We start from the raw sequence: 21,576 nt of genomic DNA on the forward strand, positions 1-21,576 counted from the left end.
GAAGCAAGCGGTGGCAGCAAGCAGGGTGGGGATCATCAGTACGCCGAACCAGCCCACATACAGGCGGTTCTCGGTGCTGGTCACCCACTGGCAAAACTGCTCCCACAGGGAGGTAGACTGTTGTCTTTGTAAGGTCGTGGTCATGATGAAATAAGTGCAGTTAGGTTTGCTTTGTGCCCGTCCGTTAAGGACAAGCGAGGTATGTATGTCATTACATTAACTGAAATGTTGCAGATTGTAAAGAACACAGGGTAGATTCCCTCATAAAAGGAGCCGGAAATTACCCATCGGATAGCGTGTTTAATTTGGCGCAAGGCTTTCGGTGTGGCCCAAACGCTTTAGCCACAACTGTTTAGCCCTGGCGACCTGGTGGGGAGCCGGGATAGATTCAAACAGACTCAGAGCGTTACAAAAGTGGGTCTGGGCTTCACTAAAGTACATGGGCAGGCAGGCAAGGGTGAGGGCGTACTGAAGGTGGGCAGCGGCGAGATCGCAGTGGGCACCGACTTCGTCCAGCAAGGCGATCGCACCCTCACAATCCTCCATGGCCCCTGCCACATTTCCTCGTTGAGGCTTCAACCTACCCAGCCCAATCAGCGCGTTGGCCTTAATTTGCAGGTAGTGACCTGCCTCAGCCGCCTGGATGGCGGCAGTGAACAGCAATTCAGCCCGATCGAGATCGCCGAGGTTGAGATAGGCATGGCCCAAAAGCTGCACAAAGAATGCATGCCGTCCACTTTGGCCCCGGCCCCGCACTTGCTCAATGATGGAATCGGCTAAGGGTTGAGCAGCTTCGCGATCGCCCTGGTATGAACGCACCAGAGCCAAACAGGTGGTGGCTTTGTCGGCCCAAGGCTGATGGCGGGTGCCGGTGGCGGTAGCAATCACCTGGCTAAACCAGGTGGCGGCCGCATCGAGGTTCCACAGGTCGAGGTAGTAAAGGCCAAGACTGAGTTGGGAGTCGACCACCAGCATGGTGAGGTAGTACCAGCGGTGGGTGTTGGCGTCGGGGGCTTCAGTGTGCAGACAGGTTTGGGCGATCGCAATCGCATTCTGCTGACAGGCGATCGCCTTTTCCAGCCGACCTTGTATCCAATACAGGTCGCCCAAGATGTTCGACAGCTCGCTGGCGTCAGCATTCTCGGCTGGAATGTGGTCGATGATGGCGGTGATCGCATCGGTGACCGGCTGCACCAAGCCCATGCGGTAGAGGGTGCTGCCCAGGGGCAGAAACTGCTGCCATTGGTTGTCGCGGCTGTGGAGAATAACCCGTGCCGCCGCGCCATAGTCTTGAATCGCAACGTAGTGGTAGTAAGCTTCCAACGCCTGAATTGCATCTTCTAAGGTGCAGACGCGTTGGATGCTGTCGCTCCAGCAGCGGGCAGCGGAGCGGTGGGCCGATTCCCACTCGGTAAAATCTTTTAAATTGGCAGAGAGCTGAGCTAATGCCCCCGCTCGCACCACCGGATGCAGCCAGTAGCGACCCTGGCGGCACTCTAGCAGCGATCGATTGCGCAGGGAAGTGGCGATCGCCTGGTGGCGCTGAACGGGAATGTCGATCATCAGGCACTGCACAGATTCCCAAGGAATAGTCGGCACGTCTTGGTAGCGGTAGACGCCCAGACGGCAGAACAGGCGATGGGCATCTGAGTCGAGGTCACGCAGGCGATTAATCTGGCTTTCGACTAGGTTCTTAAGATCTACCGGGCCGAGCAGATCTTGGCTATGGGCCTGCCAGTAGAGCGCGAGGCTGCCTTCAAAGTCGGCCTGCACGGACCCGGCAAGAATTTCCATTGCCTTGGCATTGCCGCCGTAGGCGCTGTGCATTGCGGCCAACACATCCCCATGGTCGGGGATGCCTCGGTGGGCGAAGTAAGTCGCCCAATCGGGGAGTTCTAACCCTGGTAGACGGTAATGGGTGATGGGAATGCCGGGTTCGCAGAGGCGATCGCGGCTCGTCATCAGGGTCAGCGTTTGCCCTCGACTGTCGGCTAAAACCCTAAGCAGTTCGCTATAGCGGCGATGGGGCGCGATGAACTGACCCTGGGCATCCAGCGCAGGTTCTAAATTGTCTATTAATACAGCGACGCGTTGCTGGCGCAGGTGTCGGCGCAGGCGATCGAGCGTTACCCCAAACTCACGCCCTGGCTCGACACCAAAGTCTTGGCGCAGCCATTCTTCCACCACCCACTCCACCGGGGTGATGTCGGCGGGGTCTTTGGCCATCAGCAGCTCTAGGGTCAGATCCACCGGCTGCTCTGCGACGAAATGCTGTGCCAAGGTGGTTTTGCCAAGCCCGCCTTCTCCCTGGATAAGAATGGTGCGATCGCCTTGGGCAATCAGGGCGGTGAGGTGAGCGATCGCCTCCTGACGTCCTACAAAATTAGGATTCGCTGCGGTTGAGGCAGATGTCTCTGCACTGTTAGTCAGAGCTATCTGACTTCCTAAATCCTCTCCCTGCGTAGTCTGTACTGGGTTCCCCTTGAATAGGGAGACTGAGGAGGCCAATTGAAAAGCTTCCGGTTGAGCCAGCAAGTCGGTTCGGCCAAGGGCAGCACTGGCCCCTGATACATCAATGCCCATCTTGCGGAGCGATCGTTGCAGAGCCGACTTTAGGGTAGATTTGGTGACTTTTTCGCCGGTCACTTTCGACAGCAGCCGCCACATTTGGTAGGCCACGTCTTTAATGTGGCCCTCGGTGTATCCAGCGGTGTTGGCAATGTCGAGATACTTTTGGCCCTGCCACACCTGATGCAAGATGGTGCGCTGCAAATCGTTCAGATGCCGTCCGGTAACGGTGAAGACAAGCCGATCTGCCAGTTCTACCGCATCTGAAGCCATAGCTGCTGGTATCCTCCACGGCCACAACTCTAGCCGAGATTTAAATTTCCTTTCATCTCCAGTGGACGGTTTCCGCCTTTTTCCGCTCTTGGGCCACTGGTCGCGGGGTGAATGGCCGACTCTAGCCGACCGACGGCGGTAGTCCCCGAAGCTACGGTGAACTTACTCAACCATAGCCCACGCAAAGAGTATCAAATATGACTGCTACACTTTTCTCACTGCCGACGGTTTTGGAGGATGATTTAGCTGGCCCCTGGCAGGCCTCCTTCAGCCCCAGGCTAGCGAATCAGCGGATTGCGGCACTAACCCGGCGGTATGTGACCGTGGAGCATCTGAGCGATCGCCTCGCCGACCTACCTCACCAGTTCCAAGATCCCCAGCCGCGCCGGTGGAACCCCGTGAATTGGGCCGATATTTTCCCCGACCAGATCAGCGGCATTGCCCTCGAGACCTTCTGCGCCATTCTGCTGGGCACTATTAACACCGAAGCCCCCATTCGCGGCTATACCCAGGCCAGCCGCCAATACCTGGAGCATTTTTATCCGCAAATGGCCGAGTTTGTCGGCGGCACCGTGGATGCTGCTGGAGTGATCAAGCCAGGACTCTGGGAGCGAGAAGAGAAGCGGCACACCCCTGTCTTGACCATGCTCTACAATCGTCTATCTGGAGAACGTCCCCATGCCGTTCCTCACCGGGCAAGGCCTTACACCCCCAGCAGCAACCCCCGCGCCGATCTCTACCGCCACGGGCTGCACCGCATCGCCACTGAGTATGGGGCTGCCTGCCTCTACCTGTGGATGATGGCCTACACCACTGGCCCCCTCCAGGCTGCGCTGGGGGAATTGCTCATCGATGAAATCAACCACATGACCAAGTTCTGGGGCTTTGGTCGCTGGGCCTATCCCAACACCGGCTTGGGAATGATGGCAGGCACGCTAACCCACGCAATGGTGAAAAAGTGGCGACAACCCCACCTCCAGGGCAGCCTAGTTCACACCCTACGCCGCATGACGGCTGAACTCGCCTGGGAGCAGTGGAGCCTCAATCACCAGATCACATTCCTTTATACCTTTGACCAGGTAATGCGAGTGCTGTGGACGTGGAATCGATCGCTAACTCAGCCCTATTTAGAGGAGCTATTTGGCCAACATCCTAGCAATGGTTAGAGAGAGTTGTCAGGTGGGAAAAATCCCAATGCCCAACTTAGGCAAAAGCGAATGTCGAGGGTAAATGACGATTCCCTCCGTCAAGAACTGTTGATTGTTTGAACTTATACCGTCCAGTTTATTTGTAAGGAGTATTTGAGATGGCCCAAGTAATCGATTTTGCGACTCTGCCAGCAGACCTCTATGCCGAAGCTCTGCCGAACCATGTGGCGGTGATTATGGATGGTAACGGTCGCTGGGCTACTCAGCGAGGCATGCCTCGCATTGCGGGTCACCGCCAGGGGGCCAAAACGGTGAAAGACCTGCTGCGCTGCTGCAAAGACTGGGGCATTGGGGCGCTGACGGTCTACGCCTTTTCGACTGAGAACTGGCAGCGACCCATGGAGGAGGTGAACTTTCTCATGCGGTTGTTTGATCGGCTGCTGCGCCGCGAACTGGCCGAAATGCAGCGAGAGGGCGTGCGAATTCAGTTTCTGGGTGACCTATCGCCGCTGCCAGAACGGCTGCGATCGCTCATGGCAGAGGCTATGGCCCTGACCCACCACAATCAGCGGGTGCAATTTAACGTAGCGGTGAACTACGGCGGCCGACAGGAGTTGGTGATGGCCGCTCGCCATATTGCTCAACAGGTGGCCTGCGGTGCGCTATCCCTGGAGCAGGTCGATGAGGAGACTTTAGGCCGCGCGCTGCTAACCTACCCCCTGCCCGACCCCGACTTGCTGATTCGCACCAGCGGTGAACAGCGGCTGAGCAACTTTTTGCCCTGGCAGTTGGCCTATACCGAGCTGTACTTTACCGATCTGCTGTGGCCCGAGTTCGATCGCGCCGCCTTTTACGAGGCCTTGCGGTGGTACCAAAACCGCCAGCGCCGCTTTGGAGGCTTAACCACAACTCCCCTCGCCCAAGGACTTTAAAGCAGGAATCCTTTAGAACTGAACGCATTAGAATCGGGCGCACTGGTCTTCTTTGTTGCCCCGCACCATGTTGCCGTTGCCGCTGGGGGTAGGGCGATTTTCTTTGCACTGCAAGTTGCCATCAATGCGATTGCTAGAAACGCGCAGGCCGCCCTCGTTCTCAAAGGCTTGCAGGTTGCCGCCAATGGTGTTGCTTTGGCTAAGCAGCGATCGCCTGTTCTCCTCCAATTGCAGGTCACCCTCGATGCGGGTATCGGCCACCATCGCCCCACCTGACTGTTTGATCTGAATGTTGCCCTCAACCACCGAGCGGGTAGTTATCGTCACCTGATCAGCATTTTCCGCCTGAATGTTGCCCTCAACGCGCACGCTGCGGGCGATCAGCACTGCTCCCGATTCCACTGTGATGTCGCCCTCAACGCGGGTGCCGTTGAGGGTGCAGATAGCACCGTCGGGCACCCGCAGGTTATCGACGGTGGTGTTGCCCAGATGGCCCTGACAGGTAAATTCATCGGCCTGGCTGGGCAGGGGGAGGGCGATCGCACTAGACAGCCCAATTACACCCGCCAAAATAATCTTTGCGGCTTTCATCGTTGCGTTTCCTGGTTTAGTGTGGCTATGCAAACTAAACCGAAAGACGCAGGCATGGAGCTGTTTGTTGCTGAGCAAAAAAGTGAGCCAGATTGGTTAAAGATCTGGGCTCACCTGAGGGAGACTCGCTTAGAGAAAACCTGGCAATCAGCGCAGGTACGCTGACGCCCTATGCGGCCTCAGCCAGTGTCGGATAATCGATGTACCCTTCTTCCCCACCGCCGTAGAAAGTACCGGGGTTGGGCTCATTTAGCGGCGCATTCTTTGCGAAGCGATCGGGCAGGTCGGGGTTGGCGATAAACAGCTTGCCATAGGAGACTAGGTCGGCATCGCCGCTGGCGATCGCCGCATTCCCCGCCGCCTGGTCGTAGTCCCAGTTCACCATCAGTAGGCCGTCGTACAAAGGCCGAAACTCTTTGGTGGGGATGGGGATGCCGCCATAGCGCAGGTCGGCCTCGCTGGGTTCGAGTAGGTGCAGATAGGCCAGATTGAACTGATTGAGCGCTTGAATGGCGTAGCCGAAGGTGGCCCTGGGGTCAGAGTCGGTCATGTCGTTAAAGGTGGCACTGGGCGACAGGCGCACACCGACGCGCTCGCTGCCAAACACCTCCACCACAGCCTCGGTCACCTCCAGCAGCAGGCGGGCGCGATTTTCAACCGGGCCGCCGTAGGCATCGGTGCGGTGGTTGCTGCCGTCGCGCAAAAACTGGTCGAGCAGATAGCCGTTAGCCCCATGCACCTCCACACCGTCAAAACCCGCTTTTAGAGCATGCTTGGCGGCCTGGCGATACTGCTCGACAATGCCAGGAATTTCATCCAGCTCTAGCGCTCTCGGAGTGACAAAGGGCTGCATACCCTCGTAAGTCATGGCGTCGCCCTTGGGCTTAATGGCACTAGGGGCCACCGGCGTTGCCCCATCAGGCTGTAGAGACGGGTGCGAAATGCGCCCTACGTGCCACAGCTGCAAGAAGATTCGACCGCCCTTGGCATGGACAGCCTGGATAACCTTTTGCCATCCAGCGATCTGTTCAGCACTGTGGATGCCGGGAGTGGCAGGATAGCCCTGCCCCTGGGGCGAGACCTGACTCGCTTCGGTGATAATCAACGCAGCGGAGGCTCGCTGCTCGTAATAGGTCACATTCAACGCCTGAGGCACATTGCCCTCCCCAGCGCGATTGCGGGTAAGGGGAGCCATCACAATCCGATTGGGCAGTTCGTAAGCGCCAAGTTTAATAGGGGTAAATAGATTCTTTTCGGTAGACATGGGGATCTCCTTTGAGATGGTTAGCGCTAAAAAATTCCGCAGAATCGTATGGGTCATGTAGGGGCGTAGGCGTAGCCGAGCCAGAGGCTCTATGGCATTTGCCGCGAGGATCGAGGCCGAAAGAGGACAACGGTTTAACGACGCTTCAGGTCGGGTTAGACGGCGATCAACCTCATCGGATTCAAGCTAGGGGAGGTCTAATAACGGCATGGCTTGTAGGGGCAAACGGTTGTTTGCCCCTACAAGCGGCTATGACTAGTTAGCTTAGAAATGGCTCGACGGCTTTGGAAAGGGCCGCCTTGGACACGGCCCCAACCACCTGCTCCATTTTTTCGCCGCCCATAAATACCATGAGCGTGGGAATGCTGCGAATGCCATAGTGAGAGGCAATGCCCGGCTGCTCATCGGTGTTGACTTTGACCACCTTAAGCTGGCCCTCGTATTGCTGGGCGACTTCGTCGACAACGCCCGCCACCATGCGACAGGGGCCACACCACGGCGCCCAAAAGTCGACTAGCACTGGCACTTCACTTTTCAGCACTTCAGTTTGAAACGTATCTTGGGTAATGCTTACAACTGCAGACATTGGAATACCTCCGCCAATTGGCGAATTTCAATTATTCGAAAAACTCGAACAATCAAACTATAGCGTCTCCCGTGGCATAATGCAACTATGCGACCCATTCACCATCCCAACTGCCAAGACATCGCTCTCGAAGGGGTTTTGTACGCTCTCGGCGACCCCGTGCGACTCGAAATTGTGCAGCGACTTGCCAGCAACGACGAGCTGTCCTGCTCCGATTTAGATTTGGGGGTGGCAAAGTCAACTCTCTCCCACCACTTCAAAATTCTGCGCGAGGCTGGAGTGCTGCACTGCCGCAAACAGGGCACACAGCACATGAATTCCCTACGTCGCGACGATTTAGAAGCAGCGTTTCCTGGCCTGCTAGATACCATTCTGCAGGCGGCTCAGGGAGCCAAGGTCGAACGCTGATACTGTCGTCGCTTCTGCCTTAGTGCCACCCTCAAGGCTCAACCCAACCGATGGCTTCGACTATGCTCAGCTACCGGCTATGGGTTGGTTTTGTCAAGTTTTGCTAGGGCTCTACCCAGCCTACAGATTCAGGCTTGATAAAGCACTAGGCCTTAACGTCTAAACTTTCTAAGCTGATCTCCTCACCGCCAGGCTGGCGGGTGCTATCGACGATTTTTTTAACAAAGCTAGCCGTGGGTACGGCCAGCAGCAGCCCTAAAAACCCGGCAAATTTTGACCCAATTAGCAAAACCAGAATAATCATCGCCGGGTTTAACCCGGTGATGCCCCCCATCAAACGCGGTGCCACCAGATTGTCGTTAATCTGACCCAGCACGATCGCTACCCCCAACACCTTGAGGGCCAGCCAAACATCTTGAAAGGCCAGCAGCGTACTGATGCCCAGCACTGCCACCGTACCCCCAAAAGGGATAATGCTAATCAGGCCAATTACCAGACCAAACAGCAGACCAAAGGGCACCTTGAGCAGAATGAGGGCCGTTGACTGGGCCACAGCCAAAATCAGCGCCAGGGTAGCCTGCCCCGAAAAATAGCCCTGAAAGCTGGGGCGCAGCGAACTGCGAATTTGCGCCTGCCAGCGGGCCGGCAACCAGCTGAGTAGACCTTCCCACAGGGGGTCGCCGTTGATAACCAGCAGAATTGCCAGTACAACGGTGATCAGCAAGTTAAGAGCACTGTCAAGGGTGCTGAGGGTAACGCTAATGGCCTGGGTGGTGGTCGCTTGCAGCGCGCTGGTGAGCTGATTGGCGGCTTCTACCGTCAGCTGATCGAGATCGATGGGCAGGTTTTGAAAGATGGTCCGATCTTCTAACAGTAGCAGCTGGGTTTTGGCCTGATCAATCCAGCCGGGCAGCCGTTCGGCAAAGTCGTTGAGCTGTTGCCACACCTGCGGCCCCAAGAAGACGACCAAAACAGTGGTGACCACACCGGCCAACACCACCACCAGAGCTACCGCTAAGCCTCTAGCTAAGCCCCGATTTTCTAGCCAGTCGATGGGGTAGTCGAGCAAAAAGGCGATCACGCTGGCAGTGATTGCAATACTGGTGGCGGGTTGCAAAATCCCTCCCAACCAATACAGCAGCCACCCGTTGAGACAGATTAAGGGAAAGGCTAGGCCTGCGATCGCCCACTTAGGCAGCTGAGAAAAAGAGATCATAGGTGCCGTTCTAACGCCGAAATATCTAGCTCGGCCAAAGAAACGAAAAAGTCTCTTAGGCGCTGCGTTATTTTAGCTACCCCGCCCGGCACATTCGACTCAATGTTGAGTGGCAGCACCGGATCATGCAGCGACAGTCGCAGCAAAAACCAGCCATTCTCATCGGGGGATTGGCAGGCCACCCGCACTCCCTCGTAGTTTTTGGGCACGATCGCCCAGTCGGGTTGAGTATCCACAAATGCTTGTAGCTGCTCAATCACCCCAGTGCCGTAGGGCTTAAAGTCGGTGGTCTTGATCTTGAGGCGAAATTCTTCACTTTTCTGGGGTTCTTGCAGGGGGGCGATCAGGTCGGTGAGACGATTCCCCGCTAGGCGAGCCTTGGCTAGTTCTACCAATAGCTGGCTGACTAGGTAAGCTCGTCATCTAAGAAGTAATTCTCCTTCATGGCCCCGTGGCCTGAGGTTTCGATCGCTAGCCAGGCGGGCTGCCCCACCTCGTTGAGCCGCATCGCCTCATTGATCACATTTTTGTAGCCTCGCTTAAAGCGATGGTGAACACCCCCCAGATCGCCCTCAATGAACTGGGTCAGCCCATCAGAGGTGATGGAGTCGGTGACAATAGTGGTGCCGGGGTGCTCTTGCAACACGATTGCCGCAATCAGTGCAATCAGCCGGTTGCGGTTGAGTTCGCGCCCCTGGTGGTCAACCGCTGCGCCGCGATCGACATCAGTATCGAAGATAATGCCAAAATCGGCTTTGTGGGCCACCACTGCCTGGCAAATCGAGGCCATAGCAGCCGTATCTTCCGGGTTGGGCACATGGTTGGGAAAGGTGCCATCCGGGTCTAAGAACTGGCTGCCGGTGGTGTCTGCCCCCAGGGGTTCGAGCACCTGGCTGGCGTAAAACCCGCCCGCACCGTTGCCCGCATCGACAATAATGTTGAGCCCATGCAGTGGTTGGTCAAAGTTTTCGGGATGGTTCACCGACTGGCGAATTTGCTGCACCAGGCCCGCCGCGTAGGCACCGATTAAGTCACGGCGTTCCACTGCGCCGGGGGTGGCTACCGTTGCAAAGTTGCCCTGTTCAGCCAATTCTAAAATGCGCGAAATATCCTTTTTGCCGAGGCCGCCCTGGCGGGTGAAAAACTTGAGGCCGTTGCGGTTGAAGGGCAGGTGGCTGGCGGTCATCATGATCGCGCCGTGGCAGGCAAACTCGGGCAGCACCGTGGCCATAAACATGGCCGGAGTCGAAGCCATGGCCACATCCATCACCCGACAGCCCAGGGAGGCCATGCCTTCAATGACGGCCTGCATCAACGTGGGGCCAGAGAGGCGGCTGTCGCGACCCACAGCGATCGCCAATTCTGCCGCTGGAATGTTCAACTCTGAAGAGAGCCAGGTGGCAAAGGCTTTGCCCAGAATGGTGACCACCTCGGGGGTGAGGTTCACGGCCTGACCGGCAACCCCCTCTAGAGCAACGCCGCGAATGTCGGAGCCGTTTTGCAACGCGGCCCAGTTAATGGATGTGGTGGATGGGGGCATGGGGGGCGATCGCTCCTGCTGTTGTCCCCTTCACCATAAAAGCAGCCCCCGGTTTCCGCCGATTTCTTCAGCTTTTTTGCACCTGAGAGCGCTAAGTTCCAATCTACTGAGGCAGCTTCTTTTAAGGAAACCACTAAACTTGAAACAAGCCCATCGGTAACTGCTATGGTCGCCTACTCCCAACCCTGGACTACCCGCGATCTGGCCGCCATGCCCGACGACGGCGGCTGGAAGCGCTACGAAATTGTCGACGGAGAACTCTACGTGACCCGTGCCCCCCACATTCGCCACCAGGGTGCAGCCGGAAAGCTGCACGTACGTCTAGAAAATTGGTCTGAGCAGACGGGGTTAGGCTCCGCTTTTCAAGCTCCAGGAGTGATCTTTACCCCTACAGACGCCGTGATTCCCGATGTGGTGTGGATTAGCCAAGCGCGCTTAGCAGATGGGATAGATGATGCTGGGCACCTCATTGTGGCTCCAGAGCTGATGGTGGAGGTGTTATCTCCCGGCGACCTCAACGAGCAGCGAGATAGAGAAGTTAAGCTGAAACTCTATTCGCGCTATGGGGTGCAGGAGTATTGGATTGTTAACTGGCAACTCAAAACCCTGGAAATCTATCGTCGCGCTGAAGCTCAGCTCCAGTTGGTCGGTACGCTCTTAGTTGACGACACGCTATCGTCTCCGCTACTGCCAGGCTTTAATACTCCCATAGCTGAGATTTTTCGCTAAGCCAGCACTACCTTCAATTTTATGGGGGCAATCAAAACCTCTTTACCGCCGATAGCAGGGTGAAGTGCGGCGAGCAACTAGCTACCAGAGGTTCTTGCCGTCGATAACCTCGACAGGCGCTGCGGCTGCATCGAAGTTTTCGAACAGACGCGCATTGACGCCGATGCGGCGGGTGCTTTTGTCCCAACTTCCGTCTAGTTCAAAAGCTGGGCTATCGGAGAACGTGGTACATCCGCAATGAGCGCAAAAGTGATGCGCCACAAGTTTCGTATTCCAGCAATAAGTCGCATCGTCAGTTGATGGTGTTGTCACTTGAAACTGACTAGGCTGGTAGTACGCCCATAACGCGCCGCGTTTAGAACATAAGGAACAAGTGCACCGAGTAAGTTTCGCCGGAATATCGCCTTCAATGCGAAAGGCAATCTTCCCACAGTGGCAGCTTCCCATGATCGTCATGTATTCTCTCCTCTCTTTGCAAATTTACAAACGTGTATGAGCTGCAAAGGCAATGACAGCACCTGATCACTTCGTTTTCGCTTCTAAGGTTTCGAGACGGCTCTTGAGGTCTTGGTTAGATTTTTTCAAATCATCCAACTCTTGGCGCAGTTTTTCCACCGCTTTGTCTTTGCCGATCGCTTTCTGAACAGCCTGCACAGCTTCCTGGGCGCGGCGGCGCACGCGGCCATCGGGGGTATGGTCAGCCAGGCTTTGCAGAATGCCCATTGCCCGCCCAGTCTCTATGCCGCTCAGACCCGACACTGCCGACACCTGGGTGAGAAAGAACGATTCACTGGCAATGGTTTCCAGCCGATCTAAGATGCGCTCTACGTTGGGTTTGCTCTGACCTTTAGAGATGGCCCCAAGGGAGCGAATTGCCGCCAAACGCAGGGCCTGGGGAACGCCAGATTCGGTGTACTGGAGCAGCAGATCGAGCGCATCTTTGGAGGATTTGAACTGGCTAAGGGCTGCGATCGCCCCCGACCTGACCGTCTCATTCCACCCCTGGCGCTCTTTGAGAATGCTCTCTAGTAGCTTGAGGGTTTTCTTGTCTTTCGCTTTGCCGTTGAGGTCGGCGGCTCCGACTTTGCCGAGGGAGCGAATGGCGGCGGCTTCGACGTAGTAGCTAGGGTCGCCTTGTTCTGCGATCGCCTTTAGCGCCCTGTAGCTCTCAATGGTTTTAATATCACCAAGGGATTCCACCACGGCGCGGCGGACGCGGGCTTCGGGGTCGTCGAGTCCTTTGAGCAATCCCTCGACGGCTTGATCGAGCTTCACAGAGGCCAGTTGTTCAGCCACTTCGGCGCGCACGCCCCAGAAAGGTTCGTCAGTAAGGGCGACGCTTAGGGCAGTAACGGCTTCGAGGTTGCCTTTTTTAGCCAGGGCGATCGCCGCTTCAATCCGCGAGAGGGGGTCGGGGTCGTGCTTGAGCTGAGCCTTGAGTTCAGCCACCGGATACTCTAGCTCGACAGTTTTGAGGGTGTGATTGCCCACGTCAAAGCTAACAAAGTCGGGCTTTTTCTCTAGGGGGAAAAACAGCGCCTGCTCGCGCTCGTGGATGCGCACGGTAAAAGGTTTGACTTCAGCTTGGACAGCGTTTTCTGAATCCAGGTAGCCAAAGCCGATGGGAATTTTTAGGTCAAACAGGCCGCTGGTGCTGCTGGTGTCACCGTCTTTGGCCTGGGTTTGGGTGACGGTGACTTTGGCCAGGTTGCTGTCGCCATCCCAGCTGTAGGCCACTTTGTAGTCGGGGTGGCCGCCGCGCAGCACGTACTGATCAAACAGGGGTCGCAGATTGCGGCCGGTAGCTTTGTCGATCGCCCGCAGCAGGTCGATGGTTTCCACCGTTTGATGGGCGTTGTTTTGCACAAAGGTGTGAATCGCTTTCCAGAACAGAACATCGCCCAGCTCGGCGCGAATCATGTGGTAGACGCAGGCCCCTTTTTCGTAGATGTGGCGGTCATACAGCTCGATCGCCTCCCGATAGACGTGGGTGACCATGGGGCGGCGGTAGCGGCTCTTGTCTTCGTTTAGGTAGCTGCGGGCCTCGCCCAGGCGATAGTAGGCGGCCTCGTCGGGGCCATACTCCTGCTCGGTCCACATCACTTCGGAGTAGGTAGCCATGCCCTCTTTCACCCAGGCGTGGCTCCAGTGGTTGATCACCAGCAGGTCGCCAAACCATTGGTGGGCTAGCTCATGGACGACCAGGGATTCAGAGCTGCGATTGTCGATCGCAGCGCGTTCATCCAGCAGGCAGCGATCGGTGAGAATCGTCACTGACGTGTTTTCCATGCCGCCAAAGATGAAGTCGGCGGCACACACCTGGGCGTACTTAGGAAAGGCGTAGCGGTAGCCGTACTTTTCGCTCAAGAATTCCACCATGCGGGGCGTTTTGCCCATGGTGATCTGGCCCTGGTCTTGGCGGCCTTTCTCGACGTAGTAGGTAATGGGGATGTCTTGCCACAGGTCTTGAATGACGTCGAACTCGCCTATGGCCAGGGCCATGAGGTAGGTAGGGTGCACCTGCTGCTGGTGCCAGTGGTAGATTTTCTGGTCGCCGTCTTCTTTGGTGTCTACCAGTTCGCCGTTAGAAACCACCTGGTAGGCGGCGGGCACTCGTACCTTAATCTCTGAGGTCGAGAGCATGCCCGGATAGTCGAAGCAGGGAAACCAGAACCGCGAGTCTTCGTCTTCGCCCTGGGTCCACACCTGCACGGGTTTGTCGGGGTAGTGCTGGTCGGGGCCGATGAAGTAGATGCCGCGCTCGGGTTTGACCAGGCGATAGGCGATCGCTACTGTAAAGCACTCTCCTGCCACCGTCGGCTGTTTTAGCCGCACTACTAGCTGTTCGCCGTCGTAGTCAAAATCTTGCTCAGCAGTGCCCACCGTGACCGACTCAATCTGCTGATTCACCGCATCCAGCTTCAGGCTGTCGATGCCGTCGCGCACCGGATTGATGCGAATTTCGCAGATGCCCTCGCAGATGTGCTGCTCCAGGTCTAGCTTCAGATCTAACGCGATGTGCTCTACCTGGCCAGGGCGATCGGGGTTGTAGTGGGGTTTGGCCCCCGGCATTTCAAACGACTTGTGGCCGTTGTTGTCGTCCTGCAAGATCCGAAATGTGCGGCGGGCGGTGGACATGGGCGCAATAAACCTTTTGGTGACGTTAAAGCTTCAGAGCCAAGGCACAGTGCTACCGAGCTGCACACACCTTGGGCCAGACAGTCTAACCCTGACTGACATAAAGCCATCCTACTCTGAAACGTCTAAAACGTAGTCAGATTGACATTGCTTAAGCAATGTCAATCTATGGGCAACAGTCGGATAAGGGATGGGAAATTTATCTCGAAACGCCAAGCGTTTGCTCCAAGCATTGAGTCATCTGCTCGAAACGCCGATTCTTTCGCTCGAAGTCCCGAGTAAATTTCTCTGAACACCGAGTCTTTTACTCTGAACGCCGAGTTATTTCCTCTAAACACCGAGTCTTTTGCCCTGGACACCGAGTATTTTTCTCCAAGTCCCAAGTTGTTTTCTCTGGATGCCGAGTCTTTTGCTCTGAACGCCGAGTTATTTTTTCTAGATCCCAAGCTATTTTCTCTGGATGCCGAGTCTTTTGCTCCAAACGCCGTGTTTTTAGAGCCAATGTTCGATCTGCTAACTGCGATCGCCGATCGCCCAACTGCCCAACTCACAAAACCCTGCTTTGAAACCGGTATTGGGTAGGGAGCATTGCAGTGCCATACCCCTACCGCCGAGTCAGTCAGCCGCTCGGTGCAGAAAACGGCTCTGCCCAAAGTGGGATTTGTGTCATGAACCGTCATCATCACTGACAAAGTTTCCTACTATCAAAGAGCAAGAGCTTAAATTGAAAACCTCGATCTAAGCAGCGCTGTAAGTTGTGTTTTAGCAATAGCCCAACGCGCCATCGGGGTTAGCTTCAGTGTGGCAGGCTGCTCCATAACAGCACCCTGCGATCGCCCCCGTTACAGTACTGTTTAGACCCTAAAATTATGCCTACCTTAAACTCCCAACAAGAAAAAACGCTGACGGCCTTTATAACCGCTCTGGGTCAGCAAGACAACGCATTGCCAGAGGGACTGCAAAAACAGCTTCACGCCATTGGCCAAAATCTAGAAGCTCGAATTTTGGAACTGCCTGCGATCGCAGCTAGCCTACCGAACCTAAACCAGGCTTACCAAACGGCTCTATCCGATACCCAAGGCAACACAGGCACACCGGCTGCCACCTTTGCTTCTAGCACCAATCAATCCGATAGCGACAAACAGTTCAATCGCGCTGTGGATATTCTTACTGCTGACGACCCGGTTCAAGCGGCTCGGCGCAGCAAAGCCTCGCTGGGACAAATTGCTTCAAATCCGCTGAAGCGGCTCTTTAGCAGAGGTTAACTCTGTTTACACGCTGACCCACAACTGCCTATTCCCAGCGATAGACTCAACCTATTGATGGGTAATAACTATGGCTCACCTCACCGCCCGCCGACCCCAAAACGTAGACGGCGATATCTACGTCGATAGCTCCTGCATCGACTGCGACACCTGCCGCTGGATGGCCCCCGACATCTTTAGCCGCGACGATGAGCAGTCGGCAGTCTTTCATCAGCCCCAAACAGAGGCCGAGCGGCTGGCCGCACTGCAAGCGGTGCTGGCCTGCCCCACGGCCTCTATTGGTACCGTTGAGCCGCCCAAAGATATGAAGGCGGCCCAGGCCAGTTTCCCTATTTCCATCACTGAGAACGTTTACCACTGCGGCTACCACTCCGAAAAGTCTTACGGGGCGGCCAGCTATCTTATTCGGCGGCCCGAGGGCAACGTGTTGGTCGACTCGCCCCGCTTTGCTGCTCCCCTGGTTAAGCAGCTCGAAGCCCTGGGCGGTGTGCGCTACCTCTACCTCACCCACCAGGATGATGTGGCCGACCATCAGCAGTTTCATGAGCGGTTTGGATGCGATCGCATCCTCCACGCCGACGACATCGGCTCTGGCACCGCCTCGGTAGAAATTCAGCTCAAAGGCACTGACTCGGTCGAACTAGCGTCCGACTTGACGATTATTCCAGTTCCAGGACACACCAAGGGGCATACGGTACTGCTGTACGGCGATCGCGTCCTCTTCACTGGCGATCATCTGGCTTGGTCGGTGCGGCTGCATCAGCTTCACGCCTTTCGCTCCGTCTGCTGGTACTCCTGGCCTGAGCAAATCAAATCGATGGAAAAACTAGCCGCCTACGACTTTGAGTGGGTGCTGCCCGGCCACGGTCGCCGCCACCACGCCGACAAAGCCACCATGCGCCAGCACATGCAAAAATGCCTGGACTGGATGAAAGCGCAGTAGAGATGGGGATGGTCGTAGGGAGAGAACCGACCGCGATCGCAGTCTCAGTAGATTGAAAAGTCCCTGCTAGCCCTCTCCCCTAGCCCCTCTCTCAGGGAGGAGAGGGGAGCCAGGAAGCCTTTCAAAGGCCCTCTCCCAAGCTGGGAGAGGGATTTAGGGTGTAGCTTGCTTCCCGTAGGGTGGGCTAGATCTCGTCAGGCGAGATTGTTCTACTGAGTCTCTACAGATCGAAGACGTAGCGCACCGCCCCCGATTCTGGATCGTTAGTAATGTCGGCATAGCCGCTTTGCAGAGCGGTCTGAATTAGGGCCTCTACCCGCTCTGTGCTCAGTCCGGTGTGCAGTGCCACCTGTGCCTTAGAGAGCTTGCCCCCGTTAGCGTGAGCTGCCTTCAGCAGCACTAGCATTGGGTCTTCTTTGGGTTGAGCAACCGCTTGGGCCGTGACCAAAGTCCGATCTATCGGCACCGGCATCGCCAGGCCATCTTCGCCCCACTCGGCCAGGTACTTTCGTCGCAGTTGCTCGTTGCGAGTTTTGACCATACCGGGCACCAGCACCAGATCGATGAGTTGGCCAAAGCCAAACAAGCCAAAGGTACACAGGTAAACGAGTCCCAATACAATCTGCCCGGCATAAAACCGATGTAACCCGCAGATACCCAAGAAACCTAGCGTCCAGAGCATGTAGGCTGTTTCAGTTTTTGCTCGTGCCATGGTGTGTCTCTGAAAAGACCAATTGTGGGGGGCAGCAAACCTGAGATTGGCTCGCAGCAGTTACCTAGAGCCCATTATAGACAGCCGATTTTTTAGAGTGCTGCCCCTTGTAACCGACCCGTAATACGGTTGTTACTCGGTCAACAGTGCTCGTTGCGGCAAGGGGGGCGGGGGAGGGAGTGGGCTAGCTAGTTGAGTTGAGAGCCGCGATTGCCTCCTCAACCGCTTTTAGCCCGCAACCCATATCACTTTCAGCCCATTCCAGTAATTTGGATACGCGGATTCCTTGCGCGGCGGTAGCATCCCCCAGGTTCCCCCGTGGCACTTGCAGGCCGAAGACGAGCTTTTCGAACTGGGGCAGAGGGAGGGTATTGAGACCATCGAACAAAGCCATGCGGTACTGTTGGCTTTCCGGCAGGGTTTGCTCAGCCCAACCAGCCTTCATTCGTTCGGAAGATGGCAAAACGGTATCGCTGAGAATGTATTCTTTTTCATTGAGCATTAGCTCTGGAGCGAAGTCAGTAATGTCATCAATTAGGCTGCGAACGTGAACGTCTTCGTAGGGTGGTTTATCGCATTCTACGGTTTGCTTGCGGTTGGTAATGCGCTTATGCAGGGCTTCGAGGTCGTAGAAATGCGGTTCTTGTGACCCATTGCAGGTGGAGCAGTTGCAGGGAATCAGAGTTTGATAGCGGAGGCGATCGTAGGTGTCGTGGATTTTCTCAAATTCGTGATCGATGACAGTAATCAGGTCTTTTTGGCGAACACCTGATACACGAATCTGGATTTCGCCTTTGTGATATAGCTCAATTACCTCAGCTCTGGCAGAGCCATTATTGAGCACCGCACCGCTTTTCCACACCAGGGTTTGGGTTTCGATAAACTTGTGCATCTCGACAATGAAGCGGGTGAGAATGCCTTTGGGCATAAACTCATAGCGGTAGCGCAGCAGCAGGTTTTGGTTGTTATCCCAGGTGTAGGGCGGCGCTTCTAGAGGCAGCAAGTCTGGAGCGATGTAAGTGTCGGGCTGATCTGGTTTTGGTGGGATAAGATAGCACAGCTTAAAGCTTTTCATTAGCTCTAATAGCTCGTCGTGCATATCGGCGTATTGACCATCGCGCCAGATTTTCTTCAAATCTGCTTCTGTAAAGCAGCCTTGTTTGTCTTGCACCGTTTTGCTGTCAATAATTTTGTAAACAGCATTGGTCGCCCATTCTGGCTTGAGAATGACCCATCTCTTGAGGGTGCTATTTTTTTGAAAGTGGAGGCAGATGCCAAGGTCATGAAGAAATTGACTTAGCCGTCGCATGTCATCGCGATCGCTGAGGCCGTTGATTTTGCACAGGTCAAAGAAAGCATTTTCGGCAAGGTAATCACGGCTATCGTTTTCTATTGCTGCTCGCATCCTGGCCCAGGTTTTTGGCCAGGGGGTATCTACATGGTCTAATCGAGTGATGTATTGCTGAACGGTTGTTTTAATTGCTTCCAGACCTCGATTATCCGCCAAGTTGGTAGCCAAAGATTCTTTGAGGTTGCGAAAGTCGCGGCGTAATTCACCTTCACGCACAGTACAACTACGGTTTTGCTTCTCGTTTTTAATCAGTAGTACAGGGCTAGCACCGCCCAAAAGCTGAATGCTATTGAGCCAGTAGTATAAGTCAGGATTTTCCCGACGAGTATCGACTAATAAACCATAAAGTGATCGCTCAGTCAGAAAAAATTGGTGAATGTTGTGATATACATCTTGCCCGCCAAAGTCCCAAATGCTAACAAAAAAGGGATGCCCGCTAGGGTGGATAAACTCCCATCGAGTAACATCAATGCCGCGAGTGGAGTCTTGGTCGGTAGACAGCTTAAAATTTGAGTTCAGAAGCTTATTAGCTAGTGTTGTTTTACCCGCTTCGGGTTCACCAACGATGATGAACTTGGCTTCAAAAAGTGGCTCGGTTTCATTGGGGTCCAAGGTTCGGAAGTAATACTCCAGAATGGTAGCGATGTCCCCAGGATCTTCCCGAGATTGTTTTGAGCCAAGGATTTCTGGCGGTACAGGAATTGGATTGCCCCGTAAATCAAGTTTTTTAAGTTTGCTAAGTTGTTTTATTTCAGGCGGCAACGCACTCAGTTGGTTCGAGCTAAGGTCGAGCTGCGTGAGGTTAGTGAGTTGTCCAATTTCAGGTTGCAGCACACTCAGTTGATTCGAGCTGAGGGATAGCGTCTGGAGACTGGTGAGTTGTCCGATTTCAGGCGGCAGCGCACTCAGTTGATTCGAGCTAAGGTCGAGCTGCGTGAGATTGGTGAGTTGTCCAATTTCAGGCGGCAGCGCACTCAGTTGATTCGAGCTAAGGTCGAGCTGCGTGAGATTGGTGAGTTGTCCAATTCCAGGTTGCAGCGCACTCAGTTGATTCGAGCTGAGGGATAGCGACTGGAGACTGGTGAGTTGGACGATTTCAGGCGGCAGCGCACTCAGTTGGTTCGAGCTGAGGTATAGCGACTGGAGACTGGTGAGTTGGCCGATTTCAGGCGGCAGCGCACTCAGTCGGTTATAGCGGAGGTATAGCTTCTGAAGACTGGAGAGTTGTCCGATTTCAGGTGGCAGCGCACTCAGTCGGTTGTAGCGGAGGTCGAGTCTATGGAGACTGGAGAGCTGGACTATTTCAGGTGGTAGCGTACTCAGTTGGTTCGAGCCGAGGTACAGCCTCTGAAGACTAGTGAGTTGGACGATTTCAGGTGGCAGCGCACTCAGTTGGTTTTCGCTGAGGTCGAGTTTCTGGAGGCTAGAGAGCTGTCCAATTTCAGGTGGCAGCGCACTCAGTTGGTTCGAGCGGAGGTATAGCGTCTGAAGACTGGTGAGTTGGACGATTTCAGGTGGCAGCACACTCAGTTGGTTCGAGCCGAGGTATAGCTTCTGAAGACTGGTGAGTTGGACGATTTCAGGTGGCAGCACACTCAGTTGGTTCGAGCTGAGGTCGAGTTTCTGGAGACTAGTGAGTTGGACGATTTCAGGTGGCAGCACACTCAGTTGGTTCGAGCTGAGGTACAGCGTCTGGAGACTGGTGAGTTGTCCGATTTCAGGCGGCAGCGCACTCAGTTGGTTCGAGCTGAGGTACAGCGTCTGGAGACTGGTGAGTTGTCCGATTTCAGGTGGCAGCGCACTCAGTTGGTTCGAGCGGGAATCCAGTTGCGTCAGATTGGTAAGTTGTCCGATTTCAGGTGGCAGCGCACTCAGTTGGTTCGAGCGGGAATCCAGTTGCGTCAGATTGGTAAGTTGTCCGATTTCAGGTGGCAGCGCACTCAGTTGGTTTGAGCTGAGGTACAGCGTCTGGAGACTGGTGAGTCGTCCGATTTGATGCGGTAGCACACTCAGTTGGTTCGAGCTGAGGTACAGCGTCTGGAGACTGGTGAGTTGTCCGATTTCAGGCGGCAGCGCACTCAGTTGGTTCGAGCTGATATCAAGTCTCTGGAGACTGGTGAGTTGTCCGATTTCAGGCGGCAGCGCACTCAGTTGGTTCGAGCTGAGGTACAGCGTCCGGAGACTGGTGAGTTGTCCGATTTCAGGCGGCAGCGCACTCAGTTGGTTCGAGCTGATGTCGAGTCTCTGGAGACTGGTGAGTTGTCCAATTTCAGGCAGCAACGCACTCAGTTGGTTGCCGGGTGTCGCAGTTGGATAACTATCTCGGTATTTATATCTCCAGTTTCCGGAGGCTTGAAGCGTTTTGAGATTTTGGAGCTGGCCAATTTCTGCTGGCAGGCTGGTAATTTCGTTGCCGATATATCCATCGTCTGTCTCTTTCGCCAAAATCAATATTTCTAGCTGAATCAGCTTGCCAATCTTGGGCGGCAGTTCGGTCAGGTTGTGCCCTGCCAGATCAAGCTCTATCCAACCTTCGGCGGCGGCCTGGTCGATGAGTTGCAGCAGCTCGTCTTGGGTCATGGCAATTTTGAATTTTGGCTCGGCTGAGTGAGGAAGGGGAAGACAGGGTTTAGCGGCGTCTTGAGTTCACTACCGCCAATTGTAGTTTGGCCGCTGGCAGCGTAATAGGGCTTTGGCGAGGCTTTGTACCGCGGCAGTGAAGCTATTTACCTTATAGGCGAGACATATTGCCGTTGCATCGGCGAAGCCTCCCGGAACTGGAATCACCGCCGTGCCGATCATCCAGCGGTGGGCCAAGCCGCTCTAAACCAAAGAATTGAGGAAATCGAGTTTCACTCAAGCGTTAACTGATTGGCAAGCCTCATTCATAAGTAACGTTATGACGAAATCAA

General features: G+C 55.2%; 16 protein-coding genes and 2 pseudogenes. 7 read left to right on the forward strand and 11 right to left on the reverse strand.

What is annotated here, in order from left to right; all coding sequences use genetic code 11:
- Positions 1-144, reverse strand: a pseudogene (locus H6F57_RS17540) (photosystem II q(b) protein); the annotation flags it as partial.
- 156 nt (positions 145-300) lie between these two features.
- Positions 301-2,841, reverse strand: coding sequence for an NB-ARC domain-containing protein (locus tag H6F57_RS17545; protein WP_190624742.1), 2,541 nt, complete (start codon positions 2,839-2,841; stop codon positions 301-303).
- Positions 2,842-3,038: 197 nt separating this feature from the next.
- Between H6F57_RS17545 and H6F57_RS17550 the strand changes: the two genes are divergently transcribed.
- Together H6F57_RS17550 and H6F57_RS17555 are read left to right on the forward strand one after the other, a co-directional pair.
- Positions 3,039-4,007, forward strand: a complete 969-nt coding sequence (locus H6F57_RS17550) for a ferritin-like domain-containing protein (RefSeq protein WP_190624741.1) — start codon at positions 3,039-3,041, stop codon at positions 4,005-4,007.
- Positions 4,008-4,147: 140 nt separating this feature from the next.
- The gene (locus H6F57_RS17555; protein WP_190624740.1) at positions 4,148-4,921 is read left to right on the forward strand and encodes an isoprenyl transferase; all 774 of its coding nucleotides are present in this window, start codon (positions 4,148-4,150) and stop codon (positions 4,919-4,921) included.
- 27 nt (positions 4,922-4,948) lie between these two features.
- On the opposite strand, the gene H6F57_RS17560 is transcribed toward H6F57_RS17555, so the two are convergent.
- From H6F57_RS17560 to trxA, 3 genes are all read right to left on the reverse strand, one after another.
- Positions 4,949-5,512 (reverse strand): polymer-forming cytoskeletal protein, encoded by a 564-nt coding sequence (locus tag H6F57_RS17560; protein ID WP_190624739.1) that lies wholly within the window; start codon positions 5,510-5,512, stop codon positions 4,949-4,951.
- Between the two features lie 169 nt (positions 5,513-5,681).
- Positions 5,682-6,776, reverse strand: a complete 1,095-nt coding sequence (locus tag H6F57_RS17565; RefSeq protein WP_190624738.1) for an alkene reductase — start codon at positions 6,774-6,776, stop codon at positions 5,682-5,684.
- Between the two features lie 259 nt (positions 6,777-7,035).
- Complete coding sequence (trxA, locus tag H6F57_RS17570) at positions 7,036-7,362, reverse strand: thioredoxin (protein WP_190624737.1); 327 nt, start codon at positions 7,360-7,362, stop codon at positions 7,036-7,038.
- Between the two features lie 87 nt (positions 7,363-7,449).
- Between trxA and H6F57_RS17575 the strand changes: the two genes are divergently transcribed.
- Positions 7,450-7,770, forward strand: coding sequence for a metalloregulator ArsR/SmtB family transcription factor (locus H6F57_RS17575; RefSeq protein ID WP_190624736.1), 321 nt, complete (start codon positions 7,450-7,452; stop codon positions 7,768-7,770).
- A 145-nt stretch (positions 7,771-7,915) separates the two neighbouring features.
- On the opposite strand, the gene H6F57_RS17580 is transcribed toward H6F57_RS17575, so the two are convergent.
- Together H6F57_RS17580 and H6F57_RS17585 are read right to left on the reverse strand one after the other, a co-directional pair.
- On the reverse strand, positions 7,916-8,986 hold the full coding sequence (locus H6F57_RS17580) for an AI-2E family transporter (protein WP_190624735.1): 1,071 nt from the start codon (positions 8,984-8,986) through the stop codon (positions 7,916-7,918).
- Positions 8,983-10,526: pseudogene (locus H6F57_RS17585) on the reverse strand (phosphomannomutase/phosphoglucomutase). The gene H6F57_RS17580 and the pseudogene H6F57_RS17585 overlap by 4 nt, the downstream one beginning before the upstream one ends.
- Positions 10,527-10,691: 165 nt before the next feature.
- On the opposite strand from H6F57_RS17585, the gene H6F57_RS17590 reads away from it, so the two are divergent.
- Positions 10,692-11,255: a Uma2 family endonuclease gene (locus tag H6F57_RS17590; protein WP_190624734.1), complete on the forward strand. Its 564-nt coding sequence runs from the start codon at positions 10,692-10,694 to the stop codon at positions 11,253-11,255.
- Between the two features lie 81 nt (positions 11,256-11,336).
- Here H6F57_RS17590 and H6F57_RS17595 read toward each other — a convergent pair whose 3' ends face one another.
- Both H6F57_RS17595 and H6F57_RS17600 read right to left on the reverse strand, forming a co-directional pair.
- Positions 11,337-11,711, reverse strand: coding sequence for a GFA family protein (locus tag H6F57_RS17595; protein ID WP_190624733.1), 375 nt, complete (start codon positions 11,709-11,711; stop codon positions 11,337-11,339).
- A gap of 66 nt (positions 11,712-11,777) precedes the next feature.
- Positions 11,778-14,393 (reverse strand): M1 family metallopeptidase, encoded by a 2,616-nt coding sequence (locus tag H6F57_RS17600; protein WP_190624732.1) that lies wholly within the window; start codon positions 14,391-14,393, stop codon positions 11,778-11,780.
- 384 nt (positions 14,394-14,777) lie between these two features.
- Here H6F57_RS17600 and H6F57_RS17605 point away from each other — a divergent pair, with 384 nt between their 5' ends.
- The 3 genes from H6F57_RS17605 to H6F57_RS17615 all read left to right on the forward strand — a co-directional run bounded on the left by H6F57_RS17605 (position 14,778) and on the right by H6F57_RS17615 (position 16,601).
- On the forward strand, positions 14,778-14,975 hold the full coding sequence (locus H6F57_RS17605; protein WP_190624731.1) for a hypothetical protein: 198 nt from the start codon (positions 14,778-14,780) through the stop codon (positions 14,973-14,975).
- A gap of 287 nt (positions 14,976-15,262) precedes the next feature.
- Positions 15,263-15,658, forward strand: a complete 396-nt coding sequence (locus tag H6F57_RS17610) for a hypothetical protein (RefSeq protein WP_190624730.1) — start codon at positions 15,263-15,265, stop codon at positions 15,656-15,658.
- Positions 15,659-15,728: 70 nt separating this feature from the next.
- Complete coding sequence (locus H6F57_RS17615; RefSeq protein ID WP_190624729.1) at positions 15,729-16,601, forward strand: MBL fold metallo-hydrolase; 873 nt, start codon at positions 15,729-15,731, stop codon at positions 16,599-16,601.
- A gap of 220 nt (positions 16,602-16,821) precedes the next feature.
- Here H6F57_RS17615 and H6F57_RS17620 read toward each other — a convergent pair whose 3' ends face one another.
- On the reverse strand, positions 16,822-17,313 hold the full coding sequence (locus H6F57_RS17620; protein WP_190624728.1) for a TM2 domain-containing protein: 492 nt from the start codon (positions 17,311-17,313) through the stop codon (positions 16,822-16,824).
- 184 nt (positions 17,314-17,497) lie between these two features.
- Positions 17,498-21,244 carry a leucine-rich repeat domain-containing protein gene (locus tag H6F57_RS17625; RefSeq protein WP_190795023.1) on the reverse strand — a complete coding sequence of 1,249 codons (3,747 nt, stop codon included), beginning with the start codon at positions 21,242-21,244 and terminating at the stop codon, positions 17,498-17,500.
- Between the last annotated feature and the right edge of the window lie 332 nt (positions 21,245-21,576).

Origin of the sequence: Leptolyngbya sp. FACHB-60 (assembly GCF_014695775.1) — a bacterium.
In the GTDB taxonomy this organism is placed as follows: domain Bacteria; phylum Cyanobacteriota; class Cyanobacteriia; order Phormidesmidales; family Phormidesmidaceae; genus Nodosilinea.

Excerpts from the sequence above, each read along its gene's own strand:
- H6F57_RS17545 (WP_190624742.1), bottom strand. The coding sequence starts at position 2,841 with ATGGCTTCAGATGCGGTAGAACTGGCAGATCGGCTTGTCTTCACCGTT.
- H6F57_RS17550 (WP_190624741.1), top strand. The coding sequence starts at position 3,039 with ATGACTGCTACACTTTTCTCACTGCCGACGGTTTTGGAGGATGATTTA.
- H6F57_RS17555 (WP_190624740.1), top strand. The coding sequence starts at position 4,148 with ATGGCCCAAGTAATCGATTTTGCGACTCTGCCAGCAGACCTCTATGCC.
- H6F57_RS17560 (WP_190624739.1), bottom strand. The coding sequence starts at position 5,512 with ATGAAAGCCGCAAAGATTATTTTGGCGGGTGTAATTGGGCTGTCTAGT.
- H6F57_RS17565 (WP_190624738.1), bottom strand. The coding sequence starts at position 6,776 with ATGTCTACCGAAAAGAATCTATTTACCCCTATTAAACTTGGCGCTTAC.
- trxA (WP_190624737.1), bottom strand. The coding sequence starts at position 7,362 with ATGTCTGCAGTTGTAAGCATTACCCAAGATACGTTTCAAACTGAAGTG.
- H6F57_RS17575 (WP_190624736.1), top strand. The coding sequence starts at position 7,450 with ATGCGACCCATTCACCATCCCAACTGCCAAGACATCGCTCTCGAAGGG.
- H6F57_RS17580 (WP_190624735.1), bottom strand. The coding sequence starts at position 8,986 with ATGATCTCTTTTTCTCAGCTGCCTAAGTGGGCGATCGCAGGCCTAGCC.
- H6F57_RS17590 (WP_190624734.1), top strand. The coding sequence starts at position 10,692 with ATGGTCGCCTACTCCCAACCCTGGACTACCCGCGATCTGGCCGCCATG.
- H6F57_RS17595 (WP_190624733.1), bottom strand. The coding sequence starts at position 11,711 with ATGACGATCATGGGAAGCTGCCACTGTGGGAAGATTGCCTTTCGCATT.
- H6F57_RS17600 (WP_190624732.1), bottom strand. The coding sequence starts at position 14,393 with ATGTCCACCGCCCGCCGCACATTTCGGATCTTGCAGGACGACAACAAC.
- H6F57_RS17610 (WP_190624730.1), top strand. The coding sequence starts at position 15,263 with ATGCCTACCTTAAACTCCCAACAAGAAAAAACGCTGACGGCCTTTATA.
- H6F57_RS17615 (WP_190624729.1), top strand. The coding sequence starts at position 15,729 with ATGGCTCACCTCACCGCCCGCCGACCCCAAAACGTAGACGGCGATATC.
- H6F57_RS17620 (WP_190624728.1), bottom strand. The coding sequence starts at position 17,313 with ATGGCACGAGCAAAAACTGAAACAGCCTACATGCTCTGGACGCTAGGT.
- H6F57_RS17625 (WP_190795023.1), bottom strand. The coding sequence starts at position 21,244 with ATGACCCAAGACGAGCTGCTGCAACTCATCGACCAGGCCGCCGCCGAA.